This window comes from Singulisphaera photorubra (assembly GCF_045290345.1).
In the GTDB taxonomy this organism is placed as follows: Bacteria; Planctomycetota; Planctomycetia; order Isosphaerales; family Isosphaeraceae; genus Singulisphaera.
This window is the reverse complement of the sequence record NZ_CP155447.1, coordinates 8,713,459-8,734,612: the sequence shown is the minus strand read 5'-3', so window position 1 is coordinate 8,734,612 and position 21,154 is coordinate 8,713,459. Positions and strand designations below refer to the sequence as shown.

Here is a 21,154-nt window from a genome sequence, read left to right as displayed (position 1 = left end):
GAGTCACTCTCCCCTCAGCCGCACGGCGTGAACGTTTCGGTCTCTTCTCTCGCTCGACGGTTGACTGAGGTCCGGGTTCGGACCCTGCAACGAACTTGCCAGAACAGGGTGGCGACCGCGACCGCAATCCATGCGGAGGCCGAGGTCAGAGTCACGGCGGAGCCTCGCTTGAGACCGGGGGCCTCGTATCGCAAGATGACCTCGTGGTGCCCCCCTCGGGTCAGAGGGACCACACGTTGCGCGTGGTTTCCCCGCAGCAGCACCACGGAACGGCCGTTATCCTGGGCGTGCCATCCCGGCATCCAGGTATCGGCGACCACCAGCAGGCCCGGAGCTTCGGTCTTCGCATGGATCACAACGCGATCGGGGTCGGCCGAGCCCCAGACGGCCGGGGTAAACGGCTGACGCGGCCCTGCCGGTAATGGATCAGACGGCAGCAGCACCGCCTCGCGAGGATCGACCGCGCGGAACCCAGCCAGCGCCGAGCCCACGTCTTCCGCGGTCGGCTCAGCCCGAGGGACCACGTAGGCGCGGGGCATTGCCGTCGGATTTCGATGGATCGAAAACGTCGAGCCCTGAGACCTGCCCGTCACGACAAGCGGCCAGTGTGGGTCAGTCTCGATGTGGTCCGAGACCAGGAAAGCGACGTTCATTCGATCCAGGATCCGCTGACGATTCTCCTGACGATGCTCTGCGATGAGCTCGCTCATCAGCGAATTCGGGTCGGGGACCGGTGGCACATAAAGCAAGGCGTAAAGCGGTTCATAGAGATCCGCCGCATGCTGGATCTGGAACGAGTCATTGACGTTGATTTTCTCGAAGCCGTTCGACGACGCGCGCAAATCCTGATAGAGCGAGTCACGGGCCCGAATCCGAAACGGACCATCGACGGGTGGCACAGCCGCTCGAAGCGCCTGACTGATTGGGTCGGGCCCAAGAAACCTTGAGGGCGGGGTAACCTTGAGCAAACCGTGGCCGGACAATCCAAGCTCGATCAGGCCCAGGAGCCCGAGAGACAGGGCGTACCCCTGCCGGTGGCTGGCAGCACGACGTCCGACAGCGAGAATGACCACGGTTCCTACAAACGCGAACCAGAACGTCCCGCTTCGCGCGATCTGATCCGCCGCCAGGGCCGCGGGGCGGCTCTCCCCCTGGCTCCTCAGCAAGGTCCGAATCTCGCGCAACGAAAGAGCACGATCGGGGAGGGTTCGCGGCTCAATTCGCGCGGTCGAAAATGGCAAGAGCCCAAGGAGAATCGCCCCGACCACGAAAGCGACGCGACGAAAGTGCCTGGCGAGCCATTGCCAACCCTCGGCGCCGAACGAGCGAAGCGCCAGCGTCTCCACGCCAAATCCGGCCATCGCCGCCGTGCCCAGGCTGGCCAGAAAAAGCGAACGAGATGGCACGCGAAACCGGTTCATCCCCGGCACGCACTCGAACAGCAACGGAAAGAGGCCAAGTTTCCGGCCCCCCGCGAAGACCAATGCCCCAACGATCAGAACCAGCCAGCCGCGGATGAGCTGCCTGTCGGGGTGTCGCGCTGCGGCGACCACGGCGAGGACGAGCGGGATGAGCCCCATCGAGAGGACGGTTTCCCAGTAATTATCATGGCCGAAGTAGTTGTTCGGCTCCCCCAAGGCACCGGGACTCAAGAGCTGAAAAAGGTTGAGCGCGTGCAACTGATAACGGCTCACGTTGCCCAGCGAAAGGTGACTGCCCCGCAACGTCCAGGTCTGGGCCGTGATGGCGGGGATGAGTTCCACGCCTGCCAAGCCGAGGCTCAAGGCCATCACAAACGACCAACCGCTAAGCCTCGCGAACGCCGTTTTGGGCCCCCCAGCCAACCCATCGTGGACCGCATCCCAGAGCGTCCAGACACTCAGCACGAAAACGAGGTAAAACCACTCCTGCGGATGCCCGGCTAGCAAAGCCATCGCGAGGATCGGAGCGAGCGTCAACGCTCGGGCCCACCGCCGATTGCGAAACTGCACGAACGCCCAGAAGGCCCACGGGTACCAGGACGCGGCCCAGACGTGGGGATAGTGGCCCTCGAATACCTGGGCCAAGACGTAGGGAGATGCCTGGAAGCACCCTGCCGCCACCGTGGCGGCGGCAACACCTGCGCCCATGGTCCGCATCAGCAGGAAAAGGCCCAGGCTCGCCCAGAGCAAGTGCCCCACGGTCAACCACCCCAAGGCCGACGGAGTACGCAAGTTCCAGATCAGCCGGAGCGGCAGATAAAACAGACCCGCTTGGGGATTGCCGACCAGCGGCCGACCTGCGAAGCCAGAGGAATCCCAGTGGGGAACCCGGCCGTAACGCGCCAACTGGTCGGCCAGTTGGGTGTAATGGGGCAGATAGAAAAACGTGAGGTCATTGCCGACTGGGCGGAAATCGTCGCGTTGGGCGTGATCGACGCTGGGGCGGTCGCCATCAACGAGCAACCCCGACGGCTCCGCCACCAGGCGCGCGAAGCAGGTCAGGGCCAGGCTCAGCACGATGAGACCGGCGAAAAGTTCGCCTAGTCTCCGCCACATCAGCGCCGCGCGCTCCATTTATCCCCAGGAGTCGTGCCCAGAGTTAGCGTCTCAACACGATGCGTCGGCGGCCGGTGGGGGGGTGAAAGGGCTCGGCCCGTCTGGATCCCGTGGAGCAAACTGAAATACTTGTCCATATGCGCGGTCTCGGACCACTCGCCGGTACGCATCGCGAACCCGCGATCGGCCAGTTCCTCGCGCAAATCGTCGTCGTGGACGATCCGCCTCAGCGCCTGGAGCAATTCGCCGTCGTTGGAGTATCCCAGTCCCCCGCCGCTGAGCACCCCGGTTTCATTGAGCGCTCCCCCACCGGTATGGACCACGACCGGGGTCCGAACCGCATAGGCCTCGAGAACCACGTAACCGAAGGTCTCGGGAAAGAGGGAAGGAACAACGACCGCTCGTGCTCCATGAAACAACCTGGCGAGTCCTTGGCCGCCAAGCAGACCCTCGAAGTGAACGTTCGGCAGGTCGCGGGCGAGCTTGCGGAGCGTTTGTTCGTAGGGCCCCGTCCCTGCAATCCGCAGGTCGACGTGAGGCAAGTACCGCATCAACGGGATCAGTTGTTGGAACCCCTTCATGCGGACAAGGCGCCCGGCGGCGGCCAGATAGGGCCGCTCGGTGACTTCAGGCTCTTCATCCTCGATGCCCGCCGACCAGTCGTCGGGCAGGAAGTAGGGCAGGTGGACGAGGGGGGCGCCGATTCCTCGCTTGCGATGCTCGTCAAGCGCATGGCGGCTGGGGAAGATGAGCGCATCGAGCTCGCGAAGACCACGGTCGATTGCTCCGGTATAACGCCAAGCCTGGGGAGGCCTGCCTCCCGCCAGCATACAACGAGTACAATCGGGGCCGTCGCACGTCTTCTTGCCGTTCTTCCAGAGCAAGTGCATCGGGCAGATCAGCCAGTGCTCGTGAGCGGTCATGATCCGCGCGGCACGGCGGCCGAGGTGAAGGATACCCGGCCCGCCGACTAGCGAAATATTGTGAAAATGGACGACGTCGGTATCCACGGCGTCGAGCTGCGCCTTGAGTGCCTCGGCCTTAAAATAAGGGCGGCCGGTCACTTGCGTTGCCAGCGGCGACAGGACTCCATAACCACTTTCGAGCTGATGAATGTGGAGCCCGGGCGGCGGAGTGTACGAGCGCAAGGGGTGAGCCCCTCGCACCGCATTGAATGCGTCGGCGCAATGGAAGACATGGACTTCGTGTCCACGTCGACAAAGGGCGCGCGTCAGGCGATCCACGTAAGCCGCGTCACCACCAAAGCTGTGTGCGCCGAAGAACGTGGTGACCATGCAGAACTTCAACGGCGACCTCCCTGTCTTCGTCCGTTGTTCGCCACAACTTTCGACGCTGTCAAGCACGAGATCCGACCAGCGGCGAGCATCGAGCTGCGACGAGAGTCCGAAGATGTACCAGCTTTATTGGGGAAATACCAGTTCGGCTTCGTCGGTTTCCGACGCCGGTTCGAGACGCCTCGGGACTGCCATTCGGGAGTGCGGCCGAGGCGCCGTCCGTACTTCTCCACGCGAGAAGATCGCCCGCAGCTCATCTGGACGAAGGCCTCCGATGGCCCAGAGGGTCGCCAGATAGGTCAAAGCCCCCCCCGCGACGCCGGCTAGCACATGCCAGTTCGCCAGAGTGAGGCAGACGGGAACCATCACCAGAGAGGCCGCGAGCGGCCTCCCGAGATGATGATGCCATTCGGGCTGCCGCTCTTCTCTCGCCAAGAGCATATAGCCGGCGAGGACCAACGACAGGCCAATGAAAAGGACGGCCGCCGCTGCCCCCGGAAGGCCAAAAAGGTAACAGGAGAGAGCGATCAAGGGTGCCGAGGCCGCCGCCCCTGAGAGCAGCAGCCGAACTCCCGCCCCTTCACGATTCACCGCGATCAGGGTCGTCTGGTAGAGATAGGCCAAGGTCAGCAGGGGAGCCCGCCAAATCCCCAAGGCCAGCAGCAGACCCGCCCCCGCATACTCCTTCGTGAGCATGAACCGCACCAATGGGCCCGAGAGAACCGCGCCCCCGACGGCGATCGGAATCAGGCCGAGCATCAAGACCTTGACCATCACGTTCAGCGCATCCCGCCCCGCGGCCGTCGTTTGCCGCCACGACCGAGCCAACGTCGGGAAAGTGACCTGTTGAAAGATCATTCCAAACGTCAGGATCGCCGTGATCATCCGGTGTGGAGCCCCGTACTGGCCCACGTCGGACCAACGGCGGCTCATCAGGTCGACCACCATCAGGTCGGCCGAGCTAATCACTGTCTGGGCAATCTGAATAAAGCAGACAGAACGGCCCCGTTTGAGAAAGACTCGTAAGAACCGGAAGCCGAGGACTGGGCGGGGAAGTCCGTACTGTCGCGAGTAACAGATCCAGACCAGGGTGATACCACACGCCTCACCCAACGCCAACCAGGCCGGCACCCAAACAATTCGCGACGCGTCCCCCACACTCACCCAGACGCCGGTCGCATAGACCAGAGTACGAATACAGAGCGAGAGGGCGACCAGCCCCATTCGTTCGGTGCCTCGATAAACGAAGTCAAGCCCCAGGGCCGTGGTCAGCAGTAGCAGACCATAGAGCGTGAGGATCGCCCGATCCGCGGCCGTCGAGATCGTGAGCGAACTCACCGACACGAGCCCCACGAACAGGCTGAGCGACAGGACTCCCCTGAGCGCCAGGACATGATTGACCAGCGGCCGAACCAGTCGAGGATGGCGGGCCAGTTCCCTCGAGATGATCACCTCGAACGCGTCTCGCACCAACAAGACGAGCCAGAAGACGATATCGAAGGCAAATCCCACCCGCCCGTAATCGGCCATGCCCAACCGCTTTGCCAGCGTGAGCGTGACGGCAACCGACGCCCCCCGGCAGATGATCTCCGCCAGGCTCATGAAAACAAAATTCGAGGCGATCCGCCTCGGTGCGGGAGTGGGTTTCGGCGCTAAGCGAGAAGGAGTTGACGTAGCAGAGGGCAGACGAGGTTTGAGTCGCGATGATGGTAGCGTGGTGGCCATGCGCGGTCGCACTTCCCTGTGGCTTGGCCTTCGGTCACTGATGATGACCGTTCGGCCCACCCTCCTGCCGCCAAAACTCCGGTCCACTCAACGCAACGGAAGAGGGACCGGAATTCAAGACGGAGATCGTTCCATCAACGAGGGTGTTTCGGTTCTGAGTCGTCCGCGTGGCGTCCTCAAATTCGGGTGATGGCAATGCCGCCCTTTCCGATCGCTCCGAGCGAGGGACGCCGGTGCGGCCGCATCCTATTGGCGCGGTCGTTCAGTGTCAATCCGAAGAAAATTCGGCTTACCAGGGCCCACAACTTAAACGAACTCAACCCAGCTTGCTCTACTTGCCAGGCTTAATTTCATAGACAACGTGCACCGTGACACTCAGTTCTTGCTCGCCCGCGGCGATCGGCGTCGGTGCAACGGCCCTCGCCATCATTTCCATACGAGGCGCATAGAGCGGGGTCGGCGGACGCGGTCCCCCTTGTTCGTCGATGATCTTGATCGGTGCTCCGAGGGCGACCCCCGCCTCTTCCGCCAGCAATGTGGCTTTGCTCTTTGCGTCGGCCATCGCGCTTCGACGAACCTCGTCGAGACGTTTCTCGGGGTTGTCGATCCGGAACGAAATCCCGTGGATCTGATTGGCGCCTGCCATTACGAGGGCGTCGAGCAGCGCTCCCAGCTTCGGGATCTGCCTTGCGGTAATTTGCACGGTGTTATCGACCCGGTATCCCACAATCCGCGGAATGAACTCCGCTTCATTGACCGTCCTGGGGCGGTTGGGGGGCTGAGAGTACTCGGGGCTCACCTGGATCTGGGTCGTCTGGATATCTTTGGTCTCGACCCCGCTCTGCTTCAGAATCGCGTGCATCGCATTCATCGCGTCGCTATTCGCGGCCAAGGCGGCCTGCGCGGTCGGTGCCTGCGACCGCACCCCAACCTGGATTTCGGCGATGTCCGGAACCGCGGAGAGCTTACCGGTCCCGCTGACCGAGATCGTCGGCTTTTCCACGCGTTCCTCCGCTACACTGGGCGACGAATAAACCGCCAAGGCTGACAAGGCTACCAGGCAGGTAAAGCTCAGTCGCATCATGATCCGCCTCCGCTTTCGAGACTTAGAGATCGCGCCGCCGCCGGAATCGATCCAAGGTCACGGCCGCCACGATGATCGCCCCGATGATTACATCCTGGCTGGCATTCGGAATTCCGGCGTGAACGCACCCGATATTCAGCACGGACATGATTAAGCAGCCGATCAAGGTGCCAATCACAGTCCCCTCACCACCATTGAGGCTCCCACCGCCGATGACTACCGCCGCGATGACCTGCAACTCAAGTCCGTCGGCGGTGACCGGGTCGCCCGTAGCATCCAGGTAAACGTACTGCATCACTCCCGCCAAACCGGTGGCCAGCCCTGCAAGGACGTAAACAGCCAGTTTGACGAGCGGTACGTTGATCCCGCAAAGCCGGGCCGTCGATTCATTCGAGCCAATGGCGTAGATATAACGCCCCAACAAGCTATACCTTAGTGCCAAGGCCAAGAATAGACTCAAAATGAGCAGCAACCACACCCCGGGAGCCACCAGCAACCATCGCGGTTCCGGCTCGGTGGCCAGAATCGATGGGAACCACCAGACGCGCGACTCGTTCGGCACATAGACCGCCGTACTCGAGGAGAGCCACTTCGCCAGCCCCCGGAAGATCTTGAGTCCGCCGAGCGTGATAATGAATGGCACCACGCGAAGCCCCGTGATCAAGGCACCGTTCCAGAGCCCGCAAAGGCCCCCGACCACAATGCCTCCCGCGAGAGCCAGTGGCATCGGCCAACCTTTGTCACGGACGGCCCAACCAATCACGACGGTCACCAACGCGACCGCCGAACCGACCGAGAGGTCGATCCCACCGGCGATCATGATCACGGTCATTCCCAGGGCCGCCGTGCCGACGACCACAGTTTGCACCGCGATCGTCCTCCAGTTGTACACGGTCATGAACGAACCCGAGTGCCGTGTCAGGTACGCGAACAAGACCGTGATCAGGATCAACCCAAGGAAGGGGCCGAAGACCGTCCAGACCCAACTCAAGGTCCCTCGGAGGACAGGTGATCCTTTCTCACGTCGTCCTTCGTCCGCGCATACACCCACGTGGTTGCCCCTTTAATACAGTATTTTTTTGAGAATGCCGGAACGAGGATCTCCGCGACTCGCACGATGATTTTGAGCATCGCCGACCAACAGTCTCATTACAAGACAAGCGATTCCCGAGGATCAAATCGCGATGGATCTGCCAGAGTAAGCGAACCACGCTCGATCTTCCTCGAAACCGCTCAGCCTCCCGTCGCGACCTCCATCACACTATGCTCGGTCCAGGCCGAGGTGGGACGTGCCTCACTCAGGACACCGCGAGCCATGACGGCAATCCGATCACAGATTCCGAAGAGTTCCGGGAGATAGGAACTGACCATGACGATCGCCTTCCCTTGCGCCGCCAACTCACCGATCAAACGATAGATCTCGGCCTTCGACCCGAGATCGATCCCTCGAGTGGGCTCATCAAGGAGCAAGATGTCGGCCTGCTGGTGCAGCAGCCTGGCGATCGCCACTTTTTGCTGGTTGCCTCCGGAAAGGTCACCGATCAGTTGGGCGGGGCTGACCGCCTTGATCCGGAGTTTGACCATCCAGGCCGCGGCTTCGGATCTCCGCCTCTTCAGGTCGAGCCATCCCCAGCGCGAATACGGGTGGAGGGCGGAGTAGGTCATGTTGTCTTCGATCGAGCGACCCAAGGCGAGTCCCTCCCCCTTACGATCTTCGCTGAGGTATCCCAGACCTTGGCGAATCCTCAGGCGAGGGGAAGCATTCCGACTGGCTATTCCATGCACGCGAACCGAGCCCGACCGTACCGGATCGAGGCTGAAGATCGCCCGCAGCAATTCGGTTCGGCCCGCCCCAACCAAGCCAGCGATCCCGAGGATCTCACCGCGTCTGAGCACCAAATCCGCCTTCTTGGGGAGGGGATCCCGCGCCAGCCCAGTCAACTCCAGAATCGGTTCGCCCGCCACGTGGGGGACTTGCGGAAACAGTTCGGTCAGGTCACGTCCGACCATCTGTCCGATCATCGTGGAAAGTTCGGTCCCCGCCACCGGTCCCGTGGCCACGGAACGGCCATCGCGAAGTACGGTATAGCGCTGGGCGACCCGGCGGACCTCTTCGAGGAAGTGGCTGATATAGACGATGGCCAATCCTTTGGCCCGCAAACGCTCGATAATCTCGAACAAACGCTGGGCGTCGCGCTCGGTCAGTGAACTGGTTGGTTCATCGAAGACTATGACACGAGCGTCCGCGACCAGGGCACGGGCCACTTCGACGAGTTGTTGGGCACCGACGCTCAAGCTTCCGGCCGCGGCCTCCGGCCGAATGTCGGGATGTTCGAGCACGTCGAGTGCCTGGGCCACCAGTCGGCGATGCTCCCCGCGCTTGACGAATCCGGCGACGACCCGTTCCTGCCCGAGCATGACGTTCGCTTCCACCGAAAGGTGGGGGGCAAGCGTCAGCTCCTGGTAGATCATGGCCACCCCGAGGTTGCGCGCCCCGCGTGGCCCACGAGGTGCGTAGGGAACACCTTCGATCTCCATTCGCCCCTGGTCAGGTCGGTAAGCACCGCTCAGGATCTTCATCAGGGTGCTTTTGCCGGCCCCGTTCTCTCCTATTAGTGCATGGACCTCACCTCGTTGGAGCTCGAGCGAGACTTTGTCGAGAGCGCGGCTCGCCCCAAACGACTTCGAAACCTCGCGCATCTCCAGCAGGGGAGGGGTCACGGCCGGGAAGCCAGCATGCCGGCCCCCTCCAACGCCCGGAGCATTCCGAACGTGCTCGACTCATTACAACAGAAGATCCCGTCCACCTGGCCGCGATAGCGCGTGACCAAACTCTGCGATTTTTGCTGGGCCGTGTCCGAGGTCGCTCCCGCGTACTCGGTGTCAGAAAGATATTGGATCTTGGGAAACTCACTCTTCATCGTATCGGTGAAGCCCCGCTCCCGTTGCTCCGTGCTCTCGGAGCCGACCGCATAACGAAGCAGGATGATTTTCCCCTCTCCTTTAAGTAGCTCGCCCAACCGCTTCGCAGCGAGCACCCCGCCATGATAGTTGTCCGTGGCGACGTAACTGACAATCTTCTTCGACTCGAGGCCTGAATCGATGATCACGACCGGAATGCCCTTGGCCACGGCATCCTCGACCGGCTTGACCAGGGCCCTGGCATCCAGGGGAGCCAGCACGATCCCATCGACTCCGGCCGCGACCGCGTTCTGAACGAGTTGAATCTGCTGAAGCCGGTCATCTTCCTTTTGAGGGCCAAGCCAGATCACCTCGACATTGCCCAGATCGGCTGCCCCCTTGAGGGCCCCCGCATGGATCGTCATCCAGAACTCGTGGGTCGTCCCCTTCGGGATCACCATGACACGCCATTTCTTCGTCTTGACCCCTGACAGACTCGCCTCGGCACGATTCTCCGCTTTGGCGGGATGAAGCAGAGGCACAATGGCCGGATCTTCCATATTGGCGGGAGTGACCATGGTCTCCCCCGTCGAAACCTGCGGGTCCACTTTCTGCTTCTCGAGATGTTGAACCAGAGTTTTGACCCCGAGCTGCCCCATCAGGTAGGGGTTCTGGACCACGATCCCCTGGAGCTTATCTTGCTTCAGTGCATTCACGAGTGGGGCGCTGGCATCGAACCCCACAAAGTAAACTCGCTTGGCCGCGCCTCGATCGGGGCCAGGGACTGCGTGCCCCTCTTCTGCCGTGCCACCGCACCCCCCTAGAGGAAGAACGAGTAATAGAGCCAGCAAAGACCATTCGAAACGCGGCCGCGTCATGAAGTCTCTCCCTGCAACACATTCATTAGGATGGATTCAGGGCCATCGTAAGGCTCGATTCCGGGCAACGCAAGCTACCGCCCAACGCAACTATACATTTGTACCGTTTCAGAAGTCTTACAGGGAATCTATGCGAAAAAGGGGACTACCAAGTTGACTCCCGGCGGGATCCCGTTAATATAGTCCTTGTCGCCTGTGTCACCACGGGTGACAACGAAACGGCCGGCTGACCTGGGAACGGGAAACCGCTCACCATGACAGCGGGCTGCGATGTTGTCGGTAGGTGGGCCGGCGTGACACGCCTTCAAGGGCAAGTCACTCCGGCCAATTGCTTCGGCAGCATGTTCGTTCTTTGACAATCCGGTCGATCGTGGTTCTTGTGGTTGAAGAGAACCTTTGAGGGAAGCCGGCGTGGAGCCGTTTGAGTCGTCTCGACCCCGTTTGGTTGGAGGTCGAATCGCGACGGAGACGGATCCAACAGCCAACAGCACGAGTGAGCAGGGGCTTGCCCCGGTGAACTCGAGCTGCGACCAGTTAGCAAATTCCTCAACCCTTTTGAAGGTGAGGACCGGATCTCTTGCTCCTCGGAGCAGGGGAGACGACCAATCTCGAAGGGTTTGATCCTGGCTCAGAATGAACGTTGGCGGCGTGGATTAGGCATGCAAGTCGAACGGGCCGCAAGGCCAGTGGCGCAAGGGTGAGTAAGGCGACGGTAACCAACCCCAAGATTGGGTATAGCCGCGGGAAACCGCGGGTAATCCCCAGCGACGCAACGACACCGGCATCGGTGTTTTGCCAAAGCTTCGGCGTCTTGGGACGGGCTGTCGTGGTATTAGCTTGTTGGCGGGTAATGGCCCACCAAGGCTGCGATGCCTACCGGGCGTGCGAGCGTGGCCCGGCACACTGGGACTGAGACACTGCCCAGACTCCTACGGAGGCTGCAGTCGAGAATCTTCGGCAATGGGCGCAAGCCTGACCGAGCGACGCCGCGTGGAGGATGAAGGCCTTCGGTTGTAAACTCCTGTCGAGGGGAAAAGGGTCGTAAGACCTTGATTGATCCCTGGAGGAAGCACGGGCTAAGTTCGTGCCAGCAGCCGCGGTAAGACGAACCGTGCGAACGTTATTCGGAATCATTGGGCTTAAGCGCGTGTAGGCGGATTCGTGCGTCTGTCGTTGAAATCCCCGGCTCAACCGGGAAGTGGCGCGGATACGACGAGTCTGGAGGGCATAGGGGACCTGGAACTTCCGGTGGAGCGGTGAAATGCGTTGAGATCGGAAGGAACGCCCGTGGCGAAGCGAGGTCCTGGATGCCTACTGACGCTGAGACGCGAAAGCCAGGGAGCGAACGGGATTAGATACCCGGTAGTCCTGGCCGTAAACGATGGGTACTGGATAGGGGCTCGCCGATGGGCTCCTGTCGTAGGAAACCGTGAAGTACCCCGCCTGGGGAGTATGGTCGCAAGGCTGAAACTCAAAGGAATTGACGGGGCTCACACAAGCGGTGGAGTATGTGGCTTAATTCGAGGCTACGCGCAAAACCTTATCCCAGGCTTGACATGCACGGATTAGCCGGCGGAAACGTCGGTGAGGCCGCAAGGTACAACGTGCACAGGTGCTGCATGGCTGTCGTCAGCTCGTGCCGTGAGGTGTTGGGTTAAGTCCCCTAACGAGCGAAACCCCTGTGTCTAGTTGCCAGCGGGTCATGCCGGGAACTCTAGACAGACCGCCGGCGTTAAGCCGGAGGAAGGCGGGGATGACGTCAAGTCCTCATGGCCCTTATGCTTGGGGCTGCACACGTACTACAATGGGGCGGACAGAGCGTTGCTAGGCTGCAAAGTCACGCTAATCGCAAAAACCGTTCCTCAGTTCGGATTGCGGGCTGCAACCCGCCCGCATGAAGCTGGAATCGCTAGTAATCGCGGATCAGCATGCCGCGGTGAATGTGTTCCTGAGCCTTGTACACACCGCCCGTCAAGCCACCAAAGCGGGGGGCATCCGAAGTCGCCGGAGCCGCAAGGCAGGCGCCGAAGATGAAACCCGTGATGGGGACTAAGTCGTAACAAGGTAACCGTAGGGAACCTGCGGTTGGATCACCTCCTTCTAAGGATTTTCTTAGAAAATCTCGGCTCTGAGGATCGTGGGACATGACTTCGGTCATCGACCCGATTCAAGAAGGCCGCATCGGCACCGTCTCCTTGATCAGATGGTATTTACGCCGGCTTCCCACGAAGGTTCTCTGACCACGAACACGATCGATCGATGAAGAGGCCCCTCATCCGAGGGGCTGTCTTCTTGGCTAATTTCGTTTGTTTCTTGCTTGCACTGCTGGGTGCGGGGCAGGGCCGTTCGCGGCGTTGCCCCCTGGCCAGCGGCCAGTGCGGATCTCAAGGTATGACTTTCTCCGGTTTCGGCCGGAAGGTCTGTCGTTGGGGTTCGGTTGCTCTTTCACAATCCGGTGGTTAGGTCACGCAAGTGAGAACCGCAAACAAATGGTCGTGGCAGACCAAGTAGAAGAATCTCTCCACAATACAGTGGAACCCTTACGGATGCGTGAGAGTCGCTTGCTGTGAAGCAACCGGCCTCACATTGGGATCGTTACCCAAGTGAGAGTGGTCCTGTGTCGCGAGACACTGGACACTCGATCGAGAGAGATCGGGGACTGACCCCTCGCCGTTCTGGCTGTCGAGTTTCTTTCGAGGAACCGCGGCGTCCGGATCGGCGTGGTCAAGCTCCTAAGGGCACGGGGGGGATGCCTAGGCGTCATCAGAGAGACAGGCGTGGAAGGCTGCGATAAGTCCAGGGGAGTTGCCCAACGAACGTCGATCCTGGAATGCCTGTAGAGACCCGGGGAACTGAAACATCTCAGTACCCGGAGGAAAGGAAATCAACCGAGACTCCCTCAGTAGCGGCGAGCGAACGGGGATCAGCCTAAACCGAGTGGGACACCACTCGGGGTCGTGGGGCCGATAACATGGGATGAGTGAGCGTCAGCTGAAGCCTCCTGGAACGGAGCGCCAGAGCGGGTGATAGCCCCGTAAGCGACGATGCAAACTCCCCTCTTCGGTACCCGAGTAGGGTCGGGCACGTGAAACCCGGCCTGAATCGGCGGGGACCATCCCGCAAGGCTAAGCACTCGATGACGACCGATAGCGAACCCAGTAGGGCGACCGAACGGTGGGAAGAACCCCGATTAGGGGAGGAGACTGAACCTGAAACCCCGTGCCTACAAGCGGTGGGAGCGCGATGCCTTCGGGCCGCGTGACCGCGTGCCTTTTGCATAATGATCCGGCGAGTTACTGTATCCGGCCCCAGGTTAACCCCTTCAGGGGGGGAGCCGTAGCGAAAGCGAGTCTTCATCGGGCGCCATAGTCGGGTGCAGTAGACGCGAAACCAGGTGAACTACCCATGGGCAGGTTGAAGCGACCCTAACCGGTCGTGGAGGACCGAACCCACCAGTGTTGAAAAACTGGGGGAGGACCCGTGGGGAGGAGTGAAAGTCTTATCAAACCTGGAGATAGCTCGTTCTCTCCGAAATGGCTTTAGGGCCAGCCTCGGGACATATCGTGCGGGGGTAGAGCGACGGAATTCGGTAGGGGGGCTTCCCGCCTACCCTCCGAAACCCAACTCCGAATACCGCACGACGGACCCCGGGAGTCAGAACGTGGGGGATAAGCTTCACGTTCAAAAGGGAAACAACCCAGACCGCCGACCAAGGCCCCCAAATCGACGCTCAGTGGCAAAGGAAGTGGGATCGCGGTGACAGCCGGGATGTTGGCTTAGAAGCAGCCATCATTTCAAAAGTGCGTAACAGCTTACCGGTCGAGCCATCCCGCGCCGAAAATGACGGGGACTAAGCGTCGTGCCGCAGTCGCGGATCAGGTTAAAACTGATGGTAGGAGAGCGTCGCCCGCCGCAATGAAGCTGGATGGAAACGACCAGTGGAGCGGGCGAGTGCGAATGCCGGAACGAGTAACGACAAGACAGGTGGGAAGCCTGTCCGCCGAAAGCACAAGGTTTCCTGGGAAGGTCAATCCGCCCAGGGTCAGTCGGGACCTAAGGCGAGGCCCAAGGGCGTAGCCGATGGACAGACGGTTAATATTCCGCCACCCGATGGTAAGGTTGAACCGCGGAGGACGCCGAGGAGAGTCAGGTCAGGTGTTAGATTACCCCGTGCCGCAAGGCCGACAGCATTCGATCTGGAAGCCTGATGAACCTCGGCCACGAAAGCCCCGCGGGACGAACCATCTGGCCCGTACCGCAATCCGACACAGGTGTGCTAGGCGAGTATCCGAAGGCGTTCGGGAGAACCCTCGTGAAGGAACTCGGCAAAATGACCCCGTACCTTCGGTACAAGGGGTGCTCTCCGTAAGGAGAGCCGCAGAGAATCGGCTCTAGCGACTGTTTATCAAAAACACAGGACTCTGCCAACTCGCAAGAGGACGTATAGAGTCTGACGCCTGCTCGGTGTCGGTAGGTTAAGGGAGCCGATGAGGCGCAAGCTGAAGTTGGCGACCGAAGCCCCGATAAACGGCGGCCGTAACTATGACGGTCCTAAGGTAGCGAAGTTCCTTGTCGGGTAAGTTCCGACCTGCATGAATGGCGTAACGACTGGAGCACTGTCTCCACGAGGGACCCGGTGAAACTGTAGCCGTGGTGAAGATGCCACGTACCCGCGGTCAGACGGAAAGACCCCGTGAACCTTTACTGCAGGTTGGCATTGGGTCAGCGTCCTTTCTGTGTAGCATAGGTGGGAGGCCGTGATCCGGCGGCGCCAGCCGTCGGGGAGCCATCGGTGAAATACCACCCTGAAATGACTCTGATCCTCACCGGTCCGTAGCCCGGACCGGGACCATGCTCATCGGGCAGTTTGACTGGGGCGGTCTCCTCCCAAAGAGTAACGGAGGAGTGCAATGGTACCCTCGGCCAGGTCGGCAATCTGGCAACATGAGCGCAAACGTAGAAGGGTGCCTGACTGCGAGACCCATCAGTCGAGCAGGGACGAAAGTCGGCGTTAGTGATCCGGCGGTGCTGGATGGAAAGGCCGTCGCTCAACAGATAAAAGGTACTCCGGGGATAACAGGCTGATCTCCCCCGAGCGTCCATAGCGGCGGGGAGGTTTGGCACCTCGATGTCGGCTCATCGCATCCTGGGGCTGGAGAAGGTCCCAAGGGTTTGGCTGTTCGCCAATGAAAGCGGTACGCGAGCTGGGTTCAGACCGTCGTGAGACAGGTCGGTCCCTATCTGCCGTGGGCGTAGGAAACTTGCGAAGGGTCTCCCCTAGTACGAGAGGATTGGGGAGGACCGACCTCTGGTGTATCGGCTGTTCTGCTCAGGGCATCGCCGAGTAGCTAGGTCGGGAAAGGATAAGCGCTGAAGGCATCTAAGCGCGAAGCCCTCTTCAAGACGAGGTTTCCAGCACGCAAGTGCGAAGGCTCCTGGAAGACGACCAGGTCGATAGGCCGGGAGTGCACGGCGAGTGATCGCCGCAGCCGACCGGTCCTAACAGCCGATCGCTTGACCACCCCGATCCGTCCGCCGGCTCCTGTAATGGGACTCGAATCGGACCGGAATCAGGGTTGCATCATTCACCGATCGCATTCGATCGATCACACGGCGACGTATTCCCATCCAATAACGGGGACCACGCGTCGTGAAGAGACTCGAAGTCGGTTGGTCATGCCCATCGAAGTGGCGGTAGGATCTTGCGTGACGACCACTGTGAAGCTTGAGCACAACGTAACCGGCGGGTTTGATCGCCTGCCGGTTGCTTTTCCGGCGAACATACTGACGGGGTCCCACCCGTTCCCATTCCGAACACGGCCGTTAAGCCCGTCAGGCCCATGATAGTGCCTTTGGCGCGAAAGTCGGTGATCGCCGGAATCCTTCAAAGACGCCCCGATCCTTCCTCACGGAAGGGTCGGGGCGTTTTTTTTTGCGCTCCACCCGCCGCAACATGAAATCATTCATGGCACTTTGACTCAATCGCCGATAAAGCCCTCGAATGGGATGCTCGGGACGCTCGATTCTCTCCCCACCAAGGAGCGAGGCGGGGGCGCGACCTATTCAATTCGCTCGACGACCTTCCTGAAGGAATTCGTTTTTAAGTGCCGAAATCGTCTCATGCGACGCTCAAGCATGGAGACACCAGGAAGGATCATCTCCCCGGTTTGACGTCCCTTTGGTAGCAGTAGAGGCCCCCCTAGTCGGGCATAGAGGCCCGAGGAGATGAATACTTTGTTATTCGCTTATATCGGTCCGGAAACGCTGTTGCCCATGACGTCCGTCCTGGCGGCCGCCGTTGGGTTTGCGGCGATGTTCGGCCGAAACGTCTTCGTTCTGGGTTCAAAAATCATTCGATCGATCATCAGAATTCCTCGACGCTTGGCGAAATCATCGCAGACGACCCTACCTCGACTGTCGCGGCAAGATCAGCGCCAGGGAGAATGGCGCGGTCCTCTGACCAATCCGGGAGAAGCCCACGCCGAAGGCTCGGCCCCGGGAATTCAGGCATCGAGAACGTCCCGTTAACCGCGGAGCGGTTCGCCACGAGCTGGCTCACGTACAAGACGGCGGAGCCGCCCCCCTCGTGGCTTTCTCGTTGGATCGATTCCCGAGGTTCTTCAAGGATCTCTTGCAACGGATGGGCAGGTCGACCATGATTCGGCCGTGCCGCCTCTGCGCATCCTTGCCCCCCATCTTGAAAGTCGCGGTCCTCGTCACTGACATGACGAACCCTGCTCGGACCATTTTCGACGCCTCGACGAACCATTGAGGCGTCAATTCCGCACGGAAGGAGTTCGTTGCGGCCATGAAGATCCTCGTCGTTGGACTCGATTGCGCGACGCCGGAACTGCTATTCAGTGACGAGCGTCTGACGAACCTGCGCCGATTGATGGAGGCCGGTTGCTACGGCCGCTTGGAAAGCGTCATTCCTCCCATCACCGTCCCCGCCTGGATGTGCATGGCGACCAGCCAGGACCCGGGGTCGCTTGGCGTCTACGGCTTCCGGAACCGAGTCGATCATTCTTATGACGGCCTCGGCATCGTCAACTCGCGATCGTTCAGCGAATTGGCGATCTGGGATCAGATCGCGCGTGAGGGAAAGCGGTCGGTCGTCGTTGGCGTGCCGCCGGCGTACCCACCCCGCAAGCTCAACGGAGTTTCCGTGGGCTGCTTCCTGACACCCGATACGTCAAAAGACATCTATACTCATCCGGCCGACCTCGGCGCCGAAATCAACACCTTGGTCGGCCCCTATCCGGTCGACGTCAAAGGGTTTCGGACAGATAACAAGGACTGGCTCGGCAAAACTGTTCTCGACATGAGCCGCAAGCAATTTGAAGTGGTGCGGCACCTCATGAAGAACACCGATTGGGACTATTTCCACTTCGTGGAGATCGGTCTCGACCGGATCCAGCACGGCTTCTGGAAGCATCACGACCCCGAGCATATCCATCATGAGCCTGGCAACCCCTATCAAAATGTCATTCGCGACTACTACCGGCACCTCGACGAAGAGATCGGGCGAGTCCTCGAACTCCTCACCGACGATACGGTCGTGCTGGTCGTTTCCGACCACGGTGCGCGCAAACTCGACGGCGGATTCTGCGTCAACGAATGGCTGATCCGCGAAGGGTTGTTGGTCCTCAACCAGTATCCCGAGAAAGTCACGCCGTTCAGCAAGCTGGACGTGAACTGGGATAAGACGAGCGTCTGGAGTGAGGGGGGTTACTACGCCCGCGTCTTCTTCAACGTGAAGGGGCGAGAGCCGAAGGGGATCATCGAACCGACCGAGTACGAACGATTCCGTGACGAGATCAAGGCCCGCTTCGAAGCGACGGCCGATGCCGAAGGGAAACGGCTGGGCACCCTCGTGTTCAAGCCGGAAGAGGCCTTCCGCAACGTGCGGAACGTCGCGCCCGACCTGATCGTTCACTTCGGGGCACTCTCCTGGCGCTCGGTCGGCGGAGTCGGATACCCGACGATCCACGTCCAGGAAAATGACACGGGCCCCGATGACTGTAACCACGCCCAGTTCGGCTCGTTCGTCCTGGCCTCGTCGAACAACCCGCTCCAGGGCGAAATCCAGGGCGCTCGCCTCCTGGATATAGCTCCCACCCTGCTGGAACTGGGCGGCTATGACCTCCCCGCTTCGATGCAAGGGCGATCACTTGTCTCCGGCCTGGAAGTGAGCGCGGCCGCGCCGACCGGTTACTCCGCGGCCGAAGAGGAAGTGGTCCGCGACCGTCTCAGCGGTCTGGGTTACATCGGCTGAACCTGACCACTCCCGCGGTCCCTGACGTTCCACGCGACCAGGAGGGTCGACGTATGACGGATCAAGCCACGAGTCCATCCACTCGCCGTTCCCGTCTTCGTCGACACTTCCTCACGCGACAACCCGCCGGGCCTCTCCCGGCGGCTCAACTTCACCCACTTCGAGTCCTGACGGTGTCCGTCTGGTTCGGTCTGCTGACCGGCCCCGCGGAGCTCGCGCTCGTCGTCGCGCAGAAGCATCTCCGCGACGGTACGCCCGGCTTCTTTCAGATGAACCGGCAGATCGCCTGGATGATCCCGCTCTTCCACATCCTGCTGTTCGGAGCCCTTGGTACCTTACTCGGGCTGCTCGCCGGAAAATGGTCGAGGTTCTCAACCCGACGCGCGGCCTTCTTCCTGGGCTTCGTGTCATTGGTCAGCCTGTCCCTCGCGATTCGCTCCATCCACCCGATCGCCAGCGTGATTCTCGCCTGCGGCCTGGCCTATCGGGCCGCTCCTCGAGTCGAGGCCGACTGCTTCCAATCGGGTCGACTGGTCCTGAAGACTTTCCCCGTGGTTGCCGGTGTCGTCATGGCCCTGTTCGGCCTGTCGATCGGGCTCGAGACCTGGACGGAACATCGCGCGATGGCAAGCTTGCCACCTGCCAAGACCGGCGATCCCAACGTCCTCTTCATCGTGATGGACACGGTGAGCGCCCAGCATATGAGCCTGTATGGCTATTCCCGAGACACGACTCCGAATCTCGCTCGCCTGGCCCGCAAAGGGGTCCGGTTCGAGCACGCCCGGTCCACGGCCCCCTGGACGCTGCCTTCTCATGCGAGCATGTTTACCGGGCATTGGCCTCACGACCTTGCGGCCGGCTACGGCAAACCGCTGGAACCGGATGTCCCAACTCTGGCCGAGTCGCTCCGGGATCGAGGGTACGCCACCGGGGGGTTCATCGCGAACACCCTCTACTGTAGCGCAGAGACTGGCCTGAATCGCGGGTTCATTCATTTCGACGACCACGAGCTCTCCGCGGCGAGCGTGCTTCACTCGGCGGCATTCGGCCAGGTGTTCCTGGAGAAGCTCGGTTCGCTCGCAACACGCGCCCCAAACTTTGACTCGTAAGCCGGGCCCTCAAGACAGAGAGGTCGCACGCTCCACAAAGGCGACGACTCCAGTACGACCTTACAAGGATTCGTCGCGAATCCATCGCGATGCGCTCCGTTGGCTCGCGAACCAGGACGGACGTCCCGTCTTCCTCTTCCTGAACCTGTTCGACGCTCACACGCCCTATCTGATGCCCGATGGTTGCGCCCAGCACTTTGGGCTGAGCCCGGAGAGCCGCGCGGATTACTCGCTCTTGAACGCGTTCTGGGGTGCCGATAAGCATCGGCTCTCACCTCGCGACATCGAGCTGGCCCGCGACGCTTATGATGATTGCATTTCGCACATGGACGCTCAGGTCGGCCAGTTCCTTGAGGAATTGGAACGCCGGGGGACGCTGCGAAACACGGTCGTCGTCATCACCTCGGACCATGGCGAACAATTCGGCGAGCACCAACTCTTCGGACATGCCAGCAGCCTCTATCGAGGGGAAGTGCATGTGCCACTCCTGATCGTCGCGCCCGGCCGCGTTCCCGAAGGAATCAACGTGCGGCAACCCGTGAGCCTGCGCAACCTCCCGGCCACGGTGCTCGACCTGCTCGGGCAGCGAGATTCACCTCGATTCCCCGGAACTTCGCTCGTACGGCACTGGGATCCGTCGGCTGTAAGCGTCGATCCGGAAACGGATCCCGTCCTTTCCGAAGTCGCCGCGCCAGCGAAAAACAACCCGAACAACGGCCGATCACCGGTGTTTCGAGGCTCGATGAGTTCCCTGATCCTCGATGGTAAGGTCTACATCCGCAACGGAGACGGCCACGAGGAACTGTATGAGCTGGAAACCGATCCCACCGAGTCAGTGAACCTCGCTTCGAGAAAAGAGGCTGGCCCTGCACTCGCCAACGCCCGCGCAGCGCTAAATCAGGCGCTCAAAAGTGAGCGCCATCGAGACTGACAACGTACGACACTTGTGCTACGATAGTGACCATGATGGGCACCAACCGATGCACTTCGTGTGGTCAGCCGATCGACCCGGAGATCGGGTCGTGCTCGCGTTGCGGGCTCGCGTCAGAGGAAGATGTCCTCTCGTGGGTGACAGGGGCTGACGAGCCAGGGAAGGTCAGGGCGGATCGAACCTGTCCGTCGTGCGCTTACGAAGGCGATTTCACCGTGGGCCCGGATGCCAGCTATTGTCCGGCTTGCCTCACCGAATATCCCAGATACCTCGATGAGTCCGGCGCGTCCCTGCAGCAGGTCGTGCATTGTCCGAACTGCAATTTGGCCATCGGGATTTCCGAGCAGGATCGCGATAAGACGGTCGTCTGCGTGCGCTGCAAGTATTTCTTGGGATGCGTGTTCAAATCAAGCAGGCAG

General features: G+C 60.9%; 10 protein-coding genes and 3 rRNA genes. 6 read left to right on the top strand and 7 right to left on the bottom strand.

The window, feature by feature from the left end; all coding sequences use genetic code 11:
* Nucleotides 1-14 precede the first annotated feature (14 nt).
* From V5E97_RS32635 to V5E97_RS32605, 7 genes are all read right to left on the bottom strand, one after another.
* Nucleotides 15-2,537 carry a hypothetical protein gene (locus V5E97_RS32635; RefSeq protein ID WP_406695719.1) on the bottom strand — a complete coding sequence of 841 codons (2,523 nt, stop codon included), beginning with the start codon at nt 2,535-2,537 and terminating at the stop codon, nt 15-17.
* Nucleotides 2,537-3,844: a glycosyltransferase family 4 protein gene (locus V5E97_RS32630; RefSeq protein ID WP_406695718.1), complete on the bottom strand. Its 1,308-nt coding sequence runs from the start codon at nt 3,842-3,844 to the stop codon at nt 2,537-2,539. The genes V5E97_RS32635 and V5E97_RS32630 overlap by 1 nt, the downstream gene beginning before the upstream one ends.
* Before the next feature lie 114 nt (nt 3,845-3,958).
* Nucleotides 3,959-5,434, bottom strand: coding sequence for an oligosaccharide flippase family protein (locus tag V5E97_RS32625; protein WP_406695717.1), 1,476 nt, complete (start codon nt 5,432-5,434; stop codon nt 3,959-3,961).
* 454 nt (nt 5,435-5,888) lie between these two features.
* Nucleotides 5,889-6,641 (bottom strand): SIMPL domain-containing protein, encoded by a 753-nt coding sequence (locus V5E97_RS32620; RefSeq protein ID WP_406695716.1) that lies wholly within the window; start codon nt 6,639-6,641, stop codon nt 5,889-5,891.
* A 22-nt stretch (nt 6,642-6,663) separates the two neighbouring features.
* The gene (locus V5E97_RS32615) at nt 6,664-7,692 is read right to left on the bottom strand and encodes an ABC transporter permease (RefSeq protein ID WP_406695715.1); all 1,029 of its coding nucleotides are present in this window, start codon (nt 7,690-7,692) and stop codon (nt 6,664-6,666) included.
* A 182-nt stretch (nt 7,693-7,874) separates the two neighbouring features.
* A complete protein-coding gene (locus V5E97_RS32610) occupies nt 7,875-9,341 on the bottom strand; it encodes a sugar ABC transporter ATP-binding protein (RefSeq protein ID WP_406695714.1) in 1,467 nt (488 codons plus the stop codon).
* 17 nt (nt 9,342-9,358) lie between these two features.
* The gene (locus V5E97_RS32605; RefSeq protein ID WP_406695713.1) at nt 9,359-10,420 is read right to left on the bottom strand and encodes a substrate-binding domain-containing protein; all 1,062 of its coding nucleotides are present in this window, start codon (nt 10,418-10,420) and stop codon (nt 9,359-9,361) included.
* 605 nt (nt 10,421-11,025) lie between these two features.
* On the opposite strand from V5E97_RS32605, the gene V5E97_RS32600 reads away from it, so the two are divergent.
* The 6 genes from V5E97_RS32600 to V5E97_RS32575 all read left to right on the top strand — a co-directional run bounded on the left by V5E97_RS32600 (nt 11,026) and on the right by V5E97_RS32575 (nt 20,735).
* Nucleotides 11,026-12,521, top strand: a 16S ribosomal RNA gene (locus V5E97_RS32600).
* 621 nt (nt 12,522-13,142) lie between these two features.
* Nucleotides 13,143-15,942, top strand: a 23S ribosomal RNA gene (locus tag V5E97_RS32595).
* Nucleotides 15,943-16,191: 249 nt separating this feature from the next.
* Nucleotides 16,192-16,300, top strand: a 5S ribosomal RNA gene (gene rrf / locus V5E97_RS32590).
* The 16S, 23S and 5S rRNA genes sit together here, the layout of an rRNA operon.
* A 928-nt stretch (nt 16,301-17,228) precedes the next feature.
* Nucleotides 17,229-18,695: an alkaline phosphatase family protein gene (locus V5E97_RS32585; RefSeq protein ID WP_406695712.1), complete on the top strand. Its 1,467-nt coding sequence runs from the start codon at nt 17,229-17,231 to the stop codon at nt 18,693-18,695.
* Between the two features lie 173 nt (nt 18,696-18,868).
* A complete protein-coding gene (locus tag V5E97_RS32580; protein WP_406695711.1) occupies nt 18,869-19,804 on the top strand; it encodes a sulfatase-like hydrolase/transferase in 936 nt (311 codons plus the stop codon).
* Nucleotides 19,794-20,735: a sulfatase family protein gene (locus tag V5E97_RS32575; protein WP_406695710.1), complete on the top strand. Its 942-nt coding sequence runs from the start codon at nt 19,794-19,796 to the stop codon at nt 20,733-20,735. The genes V5E97_RS32580 and V5E97_RS32575 overlap by 11 nt, the downstream gene beginning before the upstream one ends.
* Nucleotides 20,736-21,154: the final 419 nt, after the last annotated feature.